The sequence below is a fragment of the Paenirhizobium naphthalenivorans genome (assembly GCF_007992095.1).
GTDB lineage: Bacteria > Pseudomonadota > Alphaproteobacteria > Rhizobiales > Rhizobiaceae > Allorhizobium > Allorhizobium naphthalenivorans.
In genome coordinates this window covers 15,210-30,277 of sequence record NZ_BJZP01000019.1, presented here as the reverse complement: position 1 = coordinate 30,277, position 15,068 = coordinate 15,210, and the positions used below count along the sequence as shown (strand labels likewise).

At 60.2% G+C, this 15,068-nt stretch carries 13 protein-coding genes; all 13 read right to left on the bottom strand.

The window, feature by feature from the left end; all coding sequences use genetic code 11:
- Positions 1-7: 7 nt before the first annotated feature.
- Complete coding sequence (gene proS / locus RNA01_RS16630; RefSeq protein ID WP_147181343.1) at positions 8-1,330, bottom strand: proline--tRNA ligase; 1,323 nt, start codon at positions 1,328-1,330, stop codon at positions 8-10.
- Between the two features lie 571 nt (positions 1,331-1,901).
- Positions 1,902-2,171, bottom strand: a complete 270-nt coding sequence (locus RNA01_RS16625) for a DUF1467 family protein (protein ID WP_147181342.1) — start codon at positions 2,169-2,171, stop codon at positions 1,902-1,904.
- Positions 2,172-2,269: 98 nt separating this feature from the next.
- Positions 2,270-2,674, bottom strand: coding sequence for a methylmalonyl-CoA epimerase (gene mce, locus RNA01_RS16620; protein ID WP_147181341.1), 405 nt, complete (start codon positions 2,672-2,674; stop codon positions 2,270-2,272).
- 60 nt (positions 2,675-2,734) lie between these two features.
- Positions 2,735-4,402 carry a ribonuclease J gene (locus RNA01_RS16615; RefSeq protein ID WP_147181340.1) on the bottom strand — a complete coding sequence of 556 codons (1,668 nt, stop codon included), beginning with the start codon at positions 4,400-4,402 and terminating at the stop codon, positions 2,735-2,737.
- Positions 4,403-4,419: 17 nt separating this feature from the next.
- Complete coding sequence (locus tag RNA01_RS16610) at positions 4,420-5,187, bottom strand: biotin--[acetyl-CoA-carboxylase] ligase (RefSeq protein WP_235916702.1); 768 nt, start codon at positions 5,185-5,187, stop codon at positions 4,420-4,422.
- Positions 5,184-6,629, bottom strand: coding sequence for an NADH-quinone oxidoreductase subunit NuoN (gene nuoN / locus RNA01_RS16605; RefSeq protein ID WP_147181339.1), 1,446 nt, complete (start codon positions 6,627-6,629; stop codon positions 5,184-5,186). The genes RNA01_RS16610 and nuoN overlap by 4 nt, the downstream gene beginning before the upstream one ends.
- A gap of 18 nt (positions 6,630-6,647) precedes the next feature.
- Positions 6,648-8,159 (bottom strand): NADH-quinone oxidoreductase subunit M, encoded by a 1,512-nt coding sequence (locus RNA01_RS16600; protein WP_147181338.1) that lies wholly within the window; start codon positions 8,157-8,159, stop codon positions 6,648-6,650.
- The gene (nuoL, locus tag RNA01_RS16595) at positions 8,159-10,159 is read right to left on the bottom strand and encodes an NADH-quinone oxidoreductase subunit L (RefSeq protein WP_147181337.1); all 2,001 of its coding nucleotides are present in this window, start codon (positions 10,157-10,159) and stop codon (positions 8,159-8,161) included. The genes RNA01_RS16600 and nuoL overlap by 1 nt, the downstream gene beginning before the upstream one ends.
- A 7-nt stretch (positions 10,160-10,166) precedes the next feature.
- Complete coding sequence (gene nuoK / locus RNA01_RS16590; RefSeq protein ID WP_147181336.1) at positions 10,167-10,475, bottom strand: NADH-quinone oxidoreductase subunit NuoK; 309 nt, start codon at positions 10,473-10,475, stop codon at positions 10,167-10,169.
- A 29-nt stretch (positions 10,476-10,504) separates the two neighbouring features.
- On the bottom strand, positions 10,505-11,119 hold the full coding sequence (locus tag RNA01_RS16585) for an NADH-quinone oxidoreductase subunit J (RefSeq protein WP_147181335.1): 615 nt from the start codon (positions 11,117-11,119) through the stop codon (positions 10,505-10,507).
- A gap of 156 nt (positions 11,120-11,275) precedes the next feature.
- A complete protein-coding gene (gene nuoI / locus RNA01_RS16580; protein WP_147181334.1) occupies positions 11,276-11,767 on the bottom strand; it encodes an NADH-quinone oxidoreductase subunit NuoI in 492 nt (163 codons plus the stop codon).
- Between the two features lie 39 nt (positions 11,768-11,806).
- Positions 11,807-12,850, bottom strand: a complete 1,044-nt coding sequence (nuoH, locus tag RNA01_RS16575) for an NADH-quinone oxidoreductase subunit NuoH (RefSeq protein ID WP_147181333.1) — start codon at positions 12,848-12,850, stop codon at positions 11,807-11,809.
- An 11-nt stretch (positions 12,851-12,861) separates the two neighbouring features.
- Positions 12,862-14,943: an NADH-quinone oxidoreductase subunit NuoG gene (nuoG, locus tag RNA01_RS16570; RefSeq protein WP_147181332.1), complete on the bottom strand. Its 2,082-nt coding sequence runs from the start codon at positions 14,941-14,943 to the stop codon at positions 12,862-12,864.
- Positions 14,944-15,068: the final 125 nt, after the last annotated feature.

Below are 15,068 nucleotides of genomic sequence, written 5' to 3'. Positions count from 1 at the left end.
CGGGAAATTACCCGACCAGCTTGTTGATGGCAGCCTCGATCGTCATCGTCTCGCGAGCACCGGTCTTACGGTCCTTGATCTCGATTTCGCCGCTGGCGACCGACCGGGGACCGGCGATGACCTGCATCGGAACACCGATCAGGTCTGCGGTGGCGAACTTGGTGCCGGCACGGTCGTCCGTGTCGTCGTAGAGCACGTCCTTGCCGGCCTTGGTCAGTGCAGCGTACAGCCGATCGCAAGCGGCGTCGCAAGCCGCATCCCCCGCCTTCATGTTGATGATGACGCAGTCGAACGGTGCGACCGAATCCGGCCAGATGATTCCATTCTCGTCATGCGAGGCTTCGATGATGGCGGGAACAAGGCGGGTCGGGCCGATGCCGTAGGATCCCATGTGGACAAGGTGCTCCTTGCCGTCCGGACCTTGGACCTTGGCGCCCATGGGCTCTGAGTATTTCGTCCCGAAATAAAAGATGTGACCGACCTCGATACCGCGGGCAGAGAGGCGATCGGCTTCGGGAATGGCGTCGAAGGCCGCCTCGTCATGCATTTCCGAGGTTGCCGCATAGACCGACGTCCACTTATCGAAGATCGCCTGGAGACCTGCGACGTCGTCGAAATCTGTATCTGCGGACGGAATGTCGAAATCGACAAAGCTCTTGTGGCTGAAGACTTCCGACTCGCCGGTTTCGGCCAGGATAATGAACTCATGGCTGTGGTTGCCGCCGATCGGGCCGGTGTCGGCACGCATCGGTATGGCGCGCAGGCCAAGACGGGCGAAAGTGCGCAGATAAGCGGCGAACATCTTGTTGTAGGAGTGGATCGCATCCGCTTGCGTCAGATCGAAGGAATAGGCATCCTTCATCATGAATTCCCGCGAGCGCATCGTGCCGAAACGCGGACGGATCTCATCGCGGAACTTCAGCTGAATGTGGTAGAGGTTGAGCGGCAGGCTCTTGTAGGACTTGACGGACGAACGGAAAATGTCGGTGATCATTTCCTCATTCGTCGGACCATAGAGCATGGGCCGGTCCTGACGGTCCTTGATACGCAGCATTTCCTTGCCGTAGTCTTCATAACGGCCGCTTTCCTGCCATAGCTCGGCGGACTGTATGGTCGGCATCGAGAGTTCTATCGCGCCAGCCCGGTTCTGCTCTTCGCGGATGATGCCATTGACCTTGTCAAGCACGCGTTTGCCGAGTGGCAGCCAGGAATAGATCCCCTGCGACTGCTGGCGGATCATACCCGCACGCAGCATCAGACGGTGGGAGACGATCTCCGCTTCCTTGGGATTTTCCTTGAGGATCGGCATGAAATAGCGCGAAAGACGCATAACAGGTTCCAACAGTTGTGGATTCCGCGAGAGCAGCGGAATCAGCCGTGACGAAGGTGTTTTCTCGAAGCGTTCATAGCGGTTTCCCTGCGCGAAGAAAACCCGCCTGCGCCCGGCCAGTTGATCACCCACAGGCGCGTCGCATGGCACGGCGGAACGTGGCGCAGCGACAGCCACACGCCGGCCGCATCGCCTCGCCTGCGACATTTGGAACCACGTGATTTTTTTGGAGAGACTGTAGCATATATGCAAAAAATGGGGTGACAAAGCGCACAAGTTGGGCTAACTTCGGCCCACAAAAGAGGCAAGGAGCTCAAATTCTTGTCGAATTCGCGGTCAAGTCTTGGGAGGATCAGATCTTAGGCGCGCTCGTTCGCAGCCCCTTAATTGGTGAAGGATCACGCGATAATTGAACAAGGTCTTCGGACCTTGTTTTTTTTTGCTTTCCGAAGTCTTCCAGCGCAGCGCCGGGACATCAAGATTTCCATCAAAAAACAATATCTTGAAGAGACTGCCGCAGAAACAGATTCAGGCGCAGCGCCAATGCTTTCCGCCTCCCGTCCGCGGCGTCTCAGTCGAATTTCGGAACAAAATTGGGGAGGCTGTCAAGGCCGATGCCAAGGTAGCCGGTGGCGACATACCACCCGCCGTAGATGATGGCGGAAATGAGAGTGGTGATGAACACGACCCTGCCGCCGCGAAAGCGCGCCGGCGCGCTCTCGATGCTGCCCGGAACAACCTCTTCCGCCTCGGCCTGGGTCTTCATGCCGATCGGCAGAACGGCAAAGAGCGTGAGCCACCAAATGACAAAATAGATCGCGAAAAAGGAAAGAATGGGCATCTTTGGGGCTCCTCCGGCTGACCGGCGCAGCAACGCGCCAAGCTCGGAGCTCTTATAGGGTCACCGTCCGCCTGGCGCAAATCGCAAGTGGTGTGAGGTCAGACCTGCTCGAGCTCGATCAAGGTGCCGTGGAAGTCCTTGGGGTGCAGGAAGAGCACCGGTTTGCCATGGGCGCCGGTTTTCGGCTCTCCGCTCCCCAGAACCCGTGCGCCACCGCTTGCCAATTGGTCACGCGCCGCGATGATGTCTTCGACCTCATAGCAAATGTGATGCATGCCGCCGGCCGGGTTCTTGGCGAGGAAGGCAGCGATCGGCGAATCGGCACCAAGCGGCTCGAGCAGCTCGATCTTTGTGTTCGGCAACTCGACAAAGACCACCGTCACGCCGTGTTCCGGCAGAGCCTGCGCCTGCGACACATGGGCGCCCAGCGTATCGCGGTAGGATGTGGTAGCGGAGACAAGATCCGGAACGGCGATGGCGATATGATTGACGCGTCCAAGCATGACAAACTCCCTCGAAGACGATAGGCGGCGAAGCTATACCAGCTTCGCCGCAAAGGTTATTCAGACTTTGGTCACGAACACCGTGACAATCGGCTTTTTACCCCAAGCGTCATTTGCCGTGCCGCGCACGGCCCGCCGGATGCTCTCACGCACCATCGGCAAGTCCTTGCGGCGTGTGCGGGGGATGCTTTCGACCGCACCAAGCACGGCGTCATAGAGCGTATCCTCCATCGCCTCGCCTTCCAGATCGTATTGCGGCAGGCCAATGGCAACAACTTCCGGGTCGCCGAGGAATTCCAGGCGGCTGTCCAGCAGGACATTGATGGCGACATGGCCGACGTAGGAGAGCTTGCGGCGATTGCCGATGCCCATCTCCTCGAGATCGCCCAGCAGCTTCCCATCCTTGTAGATACGGCCGTGCGGCACTTGGTCGATCACTTCGGCCGGGCCTGGCGCGAGACGCAGCATATCACCGTTGCGAACCCGCGGCACGCTCTTGATCCCGGCCTGCTCGGCAAGTTCCGCCTGGGAAATCAGATGGGCAGCTTCGCCATGCACCGGCACCAGGATCTGCGGACGCGTCCACTCGTACATCTGCAGCAGTTCGTTACGCCGCGGATGCCCCGAGACATGGACCAGCGCCTCACTATCGGTAATGATATGGACGCCCTGCTCCATCAGGCCATTCTTGATCTCGATGATAGCCTTCTCGTTGCCGGGAATGGTGCGCGAGGAAAACACCACCGTATCGCCGGCCGTCAGCGCCACATTGCGCATCTCGTCACGAGAGATCTTGGCAAGTGCCGCGCGTGGTTCGCCCTGGCTGCCGGTGAGAATGATCACGACCTTGTCGCGGGGGATGAAACCGAACTCGTCCTCGGCGATGAAGGGCTTCAGCCCTTCCATGATCCCGAGGTCGCCGGCCACCGCACAGACGCGCTTCAGCGAACTGCCGAGCAACAGTACCTCGCGACCGGCCGCTTCGGCCGCCTGGGCGATCGAGCGGATACGGCCGACGTTCGAAGAGAAGGTGGTGATCGCCACGCGCCCCTCCGCCGCCTCGATGATCTGGCGAAGCCCTTCCGAGACCTGCTCCTCCGATGGGGAAACGCCGTCGCGCATGGAGTTGGTGCTGTCGCACATCACCGCGAGCACGCCCTCATCGCCAAGCGCGCGGAAGCGCGCCTCGTCGGTTAGGGGGCCAAGCGACGGATGGTGATCAATCTTCCAGTCGCCAGTATGAATGACGCTGCCGAGCGGCGTGCGGATGACCAGCGACATCGGCTGGGGAATCGAGTGATTGACGCCGACGGCCTCGACCGAGAACGGGCCGACATTGATCACGTCGCCCTGCTTGAAGGGCGTGACCGGGATTTCCGCCCGGCTTCCCTCGTATTCACGCTTGGCTTCCAACATGCCGGCGGTGAAGCCGGAGGCATAGACCGGGACGTTCAGTCCGGGCCAGATGTCGTTCAGCCCGCCGTAATGGTCTTCATGGGCATGGGTAATGATGATAGCCTTGAGCTTGTTCTTCCGCTCCGCGATGAAGCTGACATCGGCAAGCACCAGATCGACACCCGGCAGATCGGGGCCCGGGAAGGTCACGCCGCAATCGACCATGATCCATTCACGATTCGACGGCGCACCGTAGCCGTAAAGCGCGAGGTTCATGCCGATTTCGCCGACGCCGCCCAGCGGCACGAACACCAGTTCTTCGTTCTTTGCCATTCTTTCCTTGATCCAGTTCACCCGAAGAAAACGTCGCCAGCAGCGATCGTCATGCGGCCTTCAGCGCCGCGATCGAGTATCAGCATGCCTTTATCATCGATTCCGGAAAAATAACCGGAAATCGACCGGTCGGGCAGATTGACCGTTATTTTTTCACCAATCCCGCAGGCCGCCGCGCGCCAAAGATCGACGATCCGGCTGACTCCCTTGCCCTCATCCCAGAGCGCCAGAATATCCGCCATGCTGGCGAACAAGTGGGCGAAAAGCTCCGGCGGCGAAACCGTAGCCCCATTCTCGGCAAGGCTGGTGACCGGATAGGCGGTCTCACCCGGCTTCGCCGTGATGTTGATCCCAATGCCGATCACCAGCGCGTTGCGCCCGTCGGCTAGGCGCTCGGCCTCAAGCAGAATGCCACAGGTCTTCTTGCGGCCGATCAGGATATCATTTGGCCACTTCACCTCGAGCGCCGGCGCGTCTAACGGCAGGACCGGCCGGATCGCCCCGTGCACAGCAAGGGCGACAGCAAGAGGAAGCGAGGGCAAGCGCTCCATCGGCGCCGGATCGATCAGCAGAAGCGAAGCGTAGAGATTGCCGGGTTGGGAACTCCAGGCACGGCCACGCCGACCGCGACCGCCCGTTTGCGTATCGGCGGTGATCCAGAGAAAACCGAAATCGCCCGCGCGAGCGCGGGCGAGACATTCACTGTTGGTCGACGCCACCGCGCCGAGCGCCTCATGCCGGAAAACGTCAAGCGAAATCCGGCGCTGTCCTTGACGCCCGCTCAATTAAACAGCGTCTTGGCCGCAGCTTCGGCTGCCGTTCCGAGCGGACCACCCACCAGCACGTAGCCGACAACGAACAGACCGGAAAGGCCGAAGACAAGGCGCAGTTCACCGGTGATGCGGGCGAATTCGCCCTTGGCTTCGTCGAACCACATCACCTTCACGACACGCAGGTAGTAGAAGGCGCCGACGACCGATGCGAGCACGCCGATGATGGCCAGCGCATAGAGCTTGGCTTCGATAGCGGCGACGAACACGAAGTACTTCCCGAAGAAGCCGGCGAGCGGCGGAATACCGGCGAGCGAAAACATCAGCGCGGTAAGCACTATGGCCATGAACGGCTTGGTCGTGGACAATCCGGCGAGGTCGTCGATGTTCTCGACATTGCCGCCTTCCTTATCGCGCATGGCCATGATGCAGGCGAAGGTGCCGAGCGTCATGATCAGGTAGATCAGCATGTAGGTGATGACGCCGGTTACGCCGGTTTCTGTTCCCGCGGCCAGACCAACCAGAGCATAACCCATATGGCCGATCGACGAATAGGCCATCAATCGCTTGATGTTGCGCTGACCGATTGCGGCGAAGGAACCGAGCAGCATGGAGGCGATCGAGATAAAGACGATGATCTGCTGCCATTCGGCAAAGACCGGAAGGAAGGCGTCGATGACGACGCGCACGACGATCGCCATGGCGCCGATCTTCGGTGCGGCGGCCAGGAACGCGGTGACCGGGGTCGGCGCGCCCTCATAGACGTCCGGCGTCCACATGTGGAACGGCACCGCCGAGATCTTGAACGCCAGCCCAGCGAGGATGAAGACCAGGCCGAAGATCAGGCCGAGGCCGACGTGGCCGGCGGCCAGTACGGCAGTGATCTCGTCGAAACCGATATTGCCGGTGAAGCCGTAAACCAGCGACATGCCATAAAGCAGCATGCCGGAAGACAGCGAACCGAGAACGAAGTACTTGAGGCCGGCTTCCGTCGAACGCAGGCTGTCGCGGTTGATCGCAGCGACGACATAGAGCGCCAGCGATTGCAATTCCAGCGAAAGATAGAGCGATATCAGGTTATTGGCCGAGATCATCAGCATGATGCCGAGGGTCGCGAGCACCAAGAGAACCGGGAACTCGAACTTGTCGAGATGGTCACGCCGGGCATGGCCGACGGCCATGATCATCGCGGTGATCGAGCCGATCAGCGCCAAAGCCTTCATGAAGCGGGCGAAGCCATCCGCCTTGTAGGCGCCGCCGAAGGCTACGCCCTCCGCGGGAACCAGGATCATCCACAGGCCCGACGCGATCAGCAACGCGACGGCGAGGCCCATGACGGTCGTCGCCGACTTCTCACCGGAGAAGACGCCGATCATCAGCAACACCAGAGCACCGACCGCGAGGATCAGTTCCGGCGTGACCAGATGCAGACTAGCGAGGAGTGTTTCAGCGGTCATGTCCAAAGGATCCTGTCGTCAGTTCGCGATGAGCGCAACGGATTGCGCTGCCTGCAGTGCGGCTTCGTAGTTGTTCACGAGAAGGTCGACCGATGCGGCCGTGGCGTCGAAGATCGGAGCCGGGTAGACGCCGAAGAAGATCGTCAGTGCGATCAGCGGATAGAGAATGAACTTCTCCCGCAGCGAAAGATCGAGAAGACCCTTCAGGCTTTCCTTTTCGAGCGCGCCGAACACGACCCGGCGGTAGAGCCAGAGCGCATAGGCGGCGGAGAGGATGACGCCGGTGGCGGCAAAAAGTGCGACCCAGGTGTTGGCGCGGAAGGCGCCGATCAGGGTCAGGAATTCACCGATGAAACCCGAGGTTCCGGGAAGTCCGATATTGGCCATGGTGAAGACCATGAAGGCGGTCGCATATTTCGGCATGTTGTTGGCCAGACCGCCATAGGCGGCGATCTCGCGGGTGTGCATGCGGTCATAGATGACACCGACGCAGAAGAACAGTGCGGCAGAGACGAAGCCGTGGCTGATCATCTGGAAGATCGCACCCTGCACACCCTGGGTATTGGCGGCAAAGGTCCCCATGGTCACGTAACCCATGTGGGCGATGGACGAATAGGCGATGACCTTCTTCATGTCGCTCTGCACCAGCGCCACCAGCGAGGTGTAGATGATGGCGATGACGGACATCGTGAAGACGAGCGGCGCGAAGAAATCGGAAGCCAGCGGGAACATCGGTAGCGAGAACCGCAGCAGACCGTATCCGCCGAGCTTCAGCAGAATACCCGCAAGGATCATCGAACCGGCGGTCGGTGCCTGAACGTGGGCGTCCGGCAGCCAGGTGTGGACCGGCCACATCGGTATCTTCACCGCGAAGGAGGCGAAGAAGGCGAGCCACAACCACGTCTGCATCTCAGCCGGGAACTTGTGGTTCAACAGCAGGCTGATGTCGGTGGTGCCGGCATTCCAGTACATGGCCATGATGGCGAGCAGCATCAGCACGGAGCCGAGCAGCGTGTAGAGGAAGAACTTGTAGGAGGCGTAGACGCGATCCTTGCCGCCCCAGACGCCGATAATGATGAACATCGGGATCAGGCCGGCCTCAAAGAACACATAGAAGAGCACGATGTCGAGCGAGACGAAGACACCGATCATCAGCGTTTCGAGGATCAGGAAGGCGATCATGTATTCCTTCAGACGCTTCTCGACCGAGACCCAGCTGGCGAGAATGCAAAAGGGCATGAGCAGCGTCGTGAGGATGACGAACAGCATCGAAATGCCGTCGACGCCGAGATGATAGGCGATCCCGGTGCCGAGCCATTCATGCTTCTCGACCATCTGGAAGCCAGCATTCGCGTTGTCAAAGCCGATCCAGACAAAAAGCGATACGACGAAGGTGAAGACAGTCGTCAGCAGCGAAACGTTGAGGATGTTGCGGCGGCCAAGGCTGGTATCCTGGCGCGTCAGAAGCAACAGCGCCACGCCGACCAGCGGCAGAAAGGTGACCGTCGAGAGAATTGGCCAATCGGTCATCAGAAGGAACTCCCGAGCATCATCCAGGTAACGAGGGCCGCGACACCGATCAGCATCGCGAAGGCATAGTGATAAAGGTAGCCCGACTGCAGACGGACGGCCCTTTGGGTAAGTTCGGCAACACCGGCGGCAACGCCGTTGGGGCCATAGGCGTCGATGACGCCAATGTCACCCCTCTTCCACAGGAACCGGCCAAGCGCCTTGGCGGAGCGTACGAACAGGAAGTCGTAGAGTTCGTCGAAGTACCACTTGTTGAGCAGGAACTCGTAGAGCACGCGATGCTGCGTTGCGAGCACCTTCGGAGTGGAAGGCGACTTGATGTACATGAACCAGGCCGTAATGAAGCCAGTGATCATGGCCACGAACGGACTCCACTTCACCCAAGTCGGGACATGGTGGAACTCATTCAGGATCTCGTTTTCAGCCCCGGTGAACAGCGCCCCCTTCCAGAATTCGGCATATTCGAGGCCGAAGAAGTGCCCCTCGAACGCGACACCTGCGAAGATTGCTCCGACCGCCAGAACCACGAGCGGCAACAGCATAACCATCGGCGATTCATGCACGTGGTGCATGACGTCGGCCGAAGCGCGCGGCTTGCCGAAGAAGGTCATGAACGCCAGGCGCCACGAATAGAAGCTGGTGAACAGCGCAGCGACGACCAGCAGCGTGAAGGCGAAGCCGGCAACCGCCGAATTCGAGGCAAAGGCGGACTCGATGATCACATCCTTGGAGAAGAAGCCGGCAAAGCCGATCATCGTGCCCGGGATACCGACGCCGGTCAGCGCCAGCGTACCGATCGTCATGGCCCAGAACGTATAAGGGATGTGTTTACGCAGCCCGCCCATATAGCGCATATCCTGCTCTCCATCGACGGCATGGATAACCGAGCCAGCTCCTAGGAACAGCAGAGCCTTAAAGAAGGCGTGCGTGAAAAGATGGAACACGGCTGCGCCATAGGCACCGACGCCAAGCGCCACGAACATGTAGCCGAGCTGCGAACAGGTCGAATAGGCGATGACGCGCTTGATGTCGTTCTGCACCAGCCCGACGGTCGCGGCGAAGAAGGCCGTGATCGCGCCGATCAGCGTGACGAAGGTCAGTGCGTCGGGCGACAGCTCGAACAAAGGCGACATGCGGGCGACGAGAAAGACCCCGGCGGTAACCATGGTTGCTGCGTGGATGAGGGCCGAGACCGGGGTCGGGCCTTCCATCGCATCCGGCAGCCAGGTGTGTAGCAGGAACTGCGCCGACTTACCCATGGCACCCATGAACAGCAGCAGGCAGACGGCGGTGATCGCGTGCCCCTTGTCGAGGCTCATGCCGAGGAAGTTGATCACAGCTTCGGTGCTCTCAGCACCTTCGGCCGGCAGGTAGGTCTGGGTGGCGGCGAAAATCGTCTCGAAGTTGATCGAACCGAACAGCACGAAGATGCCCGCCATGCCGAGGATGAACCCGAAGTCACCGACACGGTTGACGATGAAGGCCTTCATGGCTGCGGCACAGGCGGCAGGCTTCTTGAACCAGAAACCGATCAGCAGATACGAGGCAAGTCCCACGCCTTCCCAACCAAAGAACATCTGCAGCAGATTGTCGGAGGTCACCAACATCAACATGGCGAAGGTGAACAGCGACAGATAAGCAAAGAACCGCGGCCGATGTGGATCGTGGTGCATGTAGCCGATCGAGTAGATATGAACCAGCGTCGAGACGGTGTTGACGACCACCAGCATGACCGCCGTCAGCGTGTCGATACGCAGCGACCATTCGACGTCGATGCCGCCGGACTGGATCCAGCGCAAAAGCGACACCTTGATCACTTCATGGCCTTCGCCCTGACCAAGGCCGACATTGATGAAGACGACCCAGGACAGCAGGGCGACGACGATCATCAAGCCGCTGGTGACATATTCCGAAGCCTTGGCGCCGATCTGGCGGCCGAAAAGGCCGGCAATGAGCGCGCCGATCAGAGGAAGAAAGACGATAGCCTTATAGATGAGCATAGCCGTATCAGCCCTTCATCACATTGACGTCTTCGACGGCGATGGAGCCGCGATTACGATAGAAGACCACGAGGATGGCGAGACCGATCGCAGCTTCCGCCGCAGCCACCGTGAGGATGAACAGCGCGAAGACCTGGCCGACCATGTCGTTCAGGAAGACCGAGAAGGACACCATATTGACGTTGACGGCGAGCAGGATGAGCTCGATGGACATCAAGATGACGATCACGTTCTTACGGTTGAGGAAGATACCGAAGACGCCGAGCATGAAGAGCATAGCGCTGACTGTCAGGTAGTGGGAAAGACCGATTTCCATAATTCTTGTTCCTTGACCTTTCAGCTGCCTCAGATGCCCTGGCCCGGCTTGACCTTGACCACCTTGACGGCAGTCTCGGGCGTGCGGGCGACCTGGCGGGAGATGTCCTGTCGCTTGATGTTTTCACGATGACGCAAGGTCAGCACGATCGCGCCGATCATCGCCACCAGAAGCACCAGGCCGGCGATCTGGAAGAAATAGACATAGTTTGTATAGAGCACGTCGCCGAGGGCAGCCGTGTTGCTCCGGTCGGAGAAGGCCGGGATCGGCATGGTGATCGCCTTAATGGCCTCCGGAGAAAGCGCGCTGCCACCGACGACGACGATGAGCTCGGCCGCAACCACCAGACCAACCAAGGCGCCGATCGGGGCGTATTTCAGCACACCCGACCGCAACTCGGCAAAGTCGATGTCGAGCATCATAACGACGAAAAGGAAGAGAACCGCGACCGCGCCGACATAGACGACCAGAAGGATCATCCCGAGGAACTCGGCGCCGATCAGGATGAAAAGGGCCGCCGCGTTGACGAAGGTGAGGATCAGGAACAGGACCGAATGGACCGGGTTCCGCGCGGAAATGACCATAAACGCCGAAGCCACAGCGACAAAGGCGAAGAGATAGAAAAAGAGAGCCTGAAGACCCATGTTGGTGCCTTTTCATCTTCCCCCGGGCGCGGACCCCTGCCCTGCCGCCCGATGAAGCGCCGCCGATATCCCGACCGGCTGAAACGCCCCGTTTCAAAAACCTGTGCCTCGGCGGTGAACCACAAAGCCCCCCGCCGCGGCGTCGTCATACCGCGATCAGCGGTACGGCGCATCCATTGCGATGTTGCGCGCAATTTCGCGTTCCCAGCGATCGCCATTGTCGAGCAGCCGGGCCTTGTCGAAATACAGTTCCTCACGGGTCTCAGTCGCGAACTCGAAGTTCGGGCCTTCGACGATTGCATCGACCGGGCATGCCTCCTGGCAGAAGCCGCAATAAATGCACTTCACCATGTCGATGTCGTAGCGGACCGTACGACGGGTCCCGTCGTTGCGGCGCGGGCCGGCCTCGATCGTAATCGCCTGGGCGGGACAGATCGCCTCACACAGCTTGCAGGCGATGCAGCGCTCTTCTCCGTTCGGATACCGGCGCAAGGCATGCTCACCGCGGAAGCGCGGTGAGACCGGTCCCTTCTCGAACGGATAGTTGATTGTCGACTTGGGCGCGAAGAAATAGCGCATCGACAGGAAGAAGGCGCCGACGAACTCTTTCAGGAACAGGGAACTGATAGCCTGGGAAAGACCAGCCATCTCAACCTCCAAATCTGCCGAATGAATGGATGGCCATGGTTATGCCCACCCCATGAACTTCAGCACGAATGCAACAATGACGACCATGGCGAGCGACAGCGGAAGGAAAACCTTCCAACCGAGCCGCATCAGCTGGTCATAGCGATAGCGCGGCACGAAGGCCTTCACCATGGCGAACATGAAGAACACCATCGACGCCTTGAGAATGAACCAGATGATGCCCGGTACCCAGTTCAGGAACCACACATCGACCGGCGGCAACCAGCCACCGAGGAAGAGGATGGTGGTGAGCGCGCACATCAGGCAGATCGCGGCGTATTCGCCGAGCATGAACATCATGTACGGGGTCGAGCCATATTCGACCATGAAGCCGGCGACGAGTTCGGATTCCGCTTCCGGAAGGTCGAAGGGCGGACGGTTGGTTTCCGCCAATGCCGAGATGAAGAAGATCACGAACATCGGGAAAAGCGACAGCCAGTGCCAGTCGAGGAAGGAGTTCGGCAGACCGAGCATGGTGCCGAGGCCGTCCTTCTGCGCATAGACGATGTCGGTGAGGTTCAGCGAGCCGACGCAAAGCAAGACTGTGACGATAACGAAGCCAATTGAGACTTCATAGGACACCATCTGCGCCGCCGAGCGGAGCGCACCGAGGAACGGGTACTTCGAGTTCGAAGCCCAACCGCCCATGATGATGCCGTAAACCTCGAGCGAGGAGATGGCGAAAATGTAGAGGACACCGACATTGATGTTGGCGATCACCCAGCCGTCGGCAAGCGGCACGACGGCCCAGGTGGCGAGCGCCAGCGTCACGGCGACCAGCGGGGCCAGAAGGAAGACGCCCTTGTTGGCGCCGGCCGGAATGACCGGCTCCTTGAAGACGAACTTCAAAAGGTCGGCAAACGACTGGAACAGACCCCAGGGACCGACGACGTTCGGACCGCGGCGCATCTGCACGGCTGCCCAGATCTTGCGGTCGGCCAGAAGGATATAGGCGATGAACAGCAGGAGGGCGACCAGCAGCAGAAGCGACTGGCCGATCATGATGGCCGCCGGCCAGACATAAGTGGAAACGAAACTATCCATGATCCCCTGCCTTATTCTGCCGCAGCCTGGAAATTGTTGCGGGCCAACGCCGAGCACTCGGCCATGACGGCCGAAGCGCGTGCGATCGGGTTCGTCAAATAGAAGTCTTTGACCGGCGACGCAAACGCGGATTTGGTCATCGCCCCGGCTTTTTTCGCAAGTGCGGCAATTTCAGCACCGGCGCCCGGCGCGATCTCGTCGAGATCGGCGAAATGCGGGTGGTCGGCATAGAGCTTGGCGCGAAGAGCACCGAGCGAATCAAACGGCAGTTTCTTGCCGAGCACGTCGGAAAGGGCACGAATGATAGCCCAGTCCTCACGGGCGTCGCCCGGCGCAAAGGCTGCGCGATTGCCCATCTGCACGCGCCCTTCGGTGTTGACCCAAGTGCCCGACTTCTCAGTGTAGGTCGCGCCCGGCAGGATGACGTCGGCATGGTGTGCGCCGTTGTCGCCATGGCTACCAATGTAGACGGTGAATTTGGCCGACTTCTTGGTGAAGTCCAGTTCATCCGCACCAAGCAGGAAGAGCACGTCCATCGAGGTCAGCATATCCGCGGCGGTAACACCGCCCTCGCCCGGCACGAAGCCGAGATCGAGGCCACCGACGCGCGAAGCGGCGGTATGCAAGACGGAAAAGCCGTTCCACTCGTCGGAGACGGCGCCCACGGTATTGGCGAGAGCGGCCGCATTGGCGAGAACAGCAGCACCTTCAGCGCCAGCGAGCGCACCCTGGCCAACGATGATCAGCGGGTTCTTGGCGGCCTTCAGCTTGTCGACGAAGCCGTTCTTGCCGGCAACCAGATCGGCCAAAGTTTCCGTGCCGGCGCCGAGGTATTCATACGGATAGCGCAGTTCGCCGCCTTCACCGATTACGCCGATCGGCAGGCCGCCACGGCGCCAGCGCTTGCGGATGCGGGCGTTGAGGACGGCCGCTTCGTAGCGCGGGTTGGCGCCGACGATGAGGATCGCATCCGCCGATTCGATACCTTCTATGGTCGCGTTGAAGAGGTAGCTTGCGCGGCCGTACGACGGATCAAGTCCCGTCCCATCCTGGCGACAATCAATGTTAGCCGAGCCGAGCGAGCCGATCAGCGCTTTCAGCGCATACATTTCCTCGACCGAGGCAAGGTCGCCGGCGATCGCGCCGATCTTGGCGCCCGAAGTCGACGAAACCGCCGACTTGATGGCGGCGAAAGCCTCACCCCAGGTCGCAACCTGCAGGCGACCGTCGCGGCGCACGTAGGGCCGGTCGAGGCGCTGGGTCTTCAGTCCGTCCCAGATGAAGCGGCTCTTGTCGGAGATCCACTCTTCGTTGATGGCATCGTTGACGCGCGGCATGACGCGCATGACTTCGCGGCCGCGCGTGTCGACACGGATCGCCGAACCCAGTGCGTCCATGACGTCGATCGATTCGGTCTTGTTCAACTCCCACGGACGAGCGGTGAAGGCGAAGGGCTTCGAGGTCAGCGCGCCGACCGGGCAAAGGTCGACAACGTTACCCTGCAGCTCGGAGGTCATCGCCTGCTCGAGGTAGGTGGTGATCTCAGCATCTTCACCCCGACCGATCAGGCCGAGTTCGGCAATGCCAGCGACTTCCGTGGTGAAGCGGACGCAGCGTGTGCAGTGAATGCAGCGGTTCATCACGGTCTTGACCAGCGGACCGATATACTTGTCTTCGACGGCCCGCTTGTTCTCGGTGTATCGCGAACTGTCGATACCGAAAGCCATGGCCTGGTCCTGCAGGTCGCATTCACCGCCCTGGTCGCAGATCGGGCAATCCAGCGGGTGATTGATCAGCAGGAACTCCATCACGCCTTCGCGGGCCTTCTTGACCATCGGCGTGTTGGTGTAAACTTCCGGCAACTCGCCGTTCGGGCCACCACGGATGTCGCGTACGCCCATGGCGCAGGAGGCTGCCGGCTTCGGCGGGCCACCCTTCACCTCGACGAGACACATACGGCAATTGCCAGCGACCGACAGCCGTTCATGGAAACAAAAGCGCGGGACCTCAGCGCCGGCTTCCTCACACGCCTGCAACAGCGTGAAATGATCCGGAACCTCGATCTCTTTACCGTCGATCTTCAGCTTTGCCATATTCGCCTTCCTGCCTCACGCACAGTGCGCATTGCACCACAGCTCACGCTGCAGCAGACGAGACCGACCAATTCTTGCATTGGCACGTACTCGCCGATTATTCCCTCGTCCTGGCCCCGCGCCCC

Excerpts from the sequence above, each read along its gene's own strand:
- RNA01_RS16585 (WP_147181335.1), bottom strand. The coding sequence starts at position 11,119 with ATGGGTCTTCAGGCTCTCTTTTTCTATCTCTTCGCCTTTGTCGCTGTG.
- RNA01_RS16625 (WP_147181342.1), bottom strand. The coding sequence starts at position 2,171 with ATGCCCATTCTTTCCTTTTTCGCGATCTATTTTGTCATTTGGTGGCTC.
- RNA01_RS16615 (WP_147181340.1), bottom strand. The coding sequence starts at position 4,402 with ATGGCAAAGAACGAAGAACTGGTGTTCGTGCCGCTGGGCGGCGTCGGC.
- RNA01_RS16600 (WP_147181338.1), bottom strand. The coding sequence starts at position 8,159 with ATGACCGATTGGCCAATTCTCTCGACGGTCACCTTTCTGCCGCTGGTC.
- nuoN (WP_147181339.1), bottom strand. The coding sequence starts at position 6,629 with ATGACCGCTGAAACACTCCTCGCTAGTCTGCATCTGGTCACGCCGGAA.
- mce (WP_147181341.1), bottom strand. The coding sequence starts at position 2,674 with ATGCTTGGACGCGTCAATCATATCGCCATCGCCGTTCCGGATCTTGTC.
- nuoH (WP_147181333.1), bottom strand. The coding sequence starts at position 12,850 with ATGGATAGTTTCGTTTCCACTTATGTCTGGCCGGCGGCCATCATGATC.
- nuoG (WP_147181332.1), bottom strand. The coding sequence starts at position 14,943 with ATGGCAAAGCTGAAGATCGACGGTAAAGAGATCGAGGTTCCGGATCAT.
- proS (WP_147181343.1), bottom strand. The coding sequence starts at position 1,330 with ATGCGTCTTTCGCGCTATTTCATGCCGATCCTCAAGGAAAATCCCAAG.
- nuoL (WP_147181337.1), bottom strand. The coding sequence starts at position 10,159 with ATGCTCATCTATAAGGCTATCGTCTTTCTTCCTCTGATCGGCGCGCTC.
- nuoI (WP_147181334.1), bottom strand. The coding sequence starts at position 11,767 with ATGGCTGGTCTTTCCCAGGCTATCAGTTCCCTGTTCCTGAAAGAGTTC.
- nuoK (WP_147181336.1), bottom strand. The coding sequence starts at position 10,475 with ATGGAAATCGGTCTTTCCCACTACCTGACAGTCAGCGCTATGCTCTTC.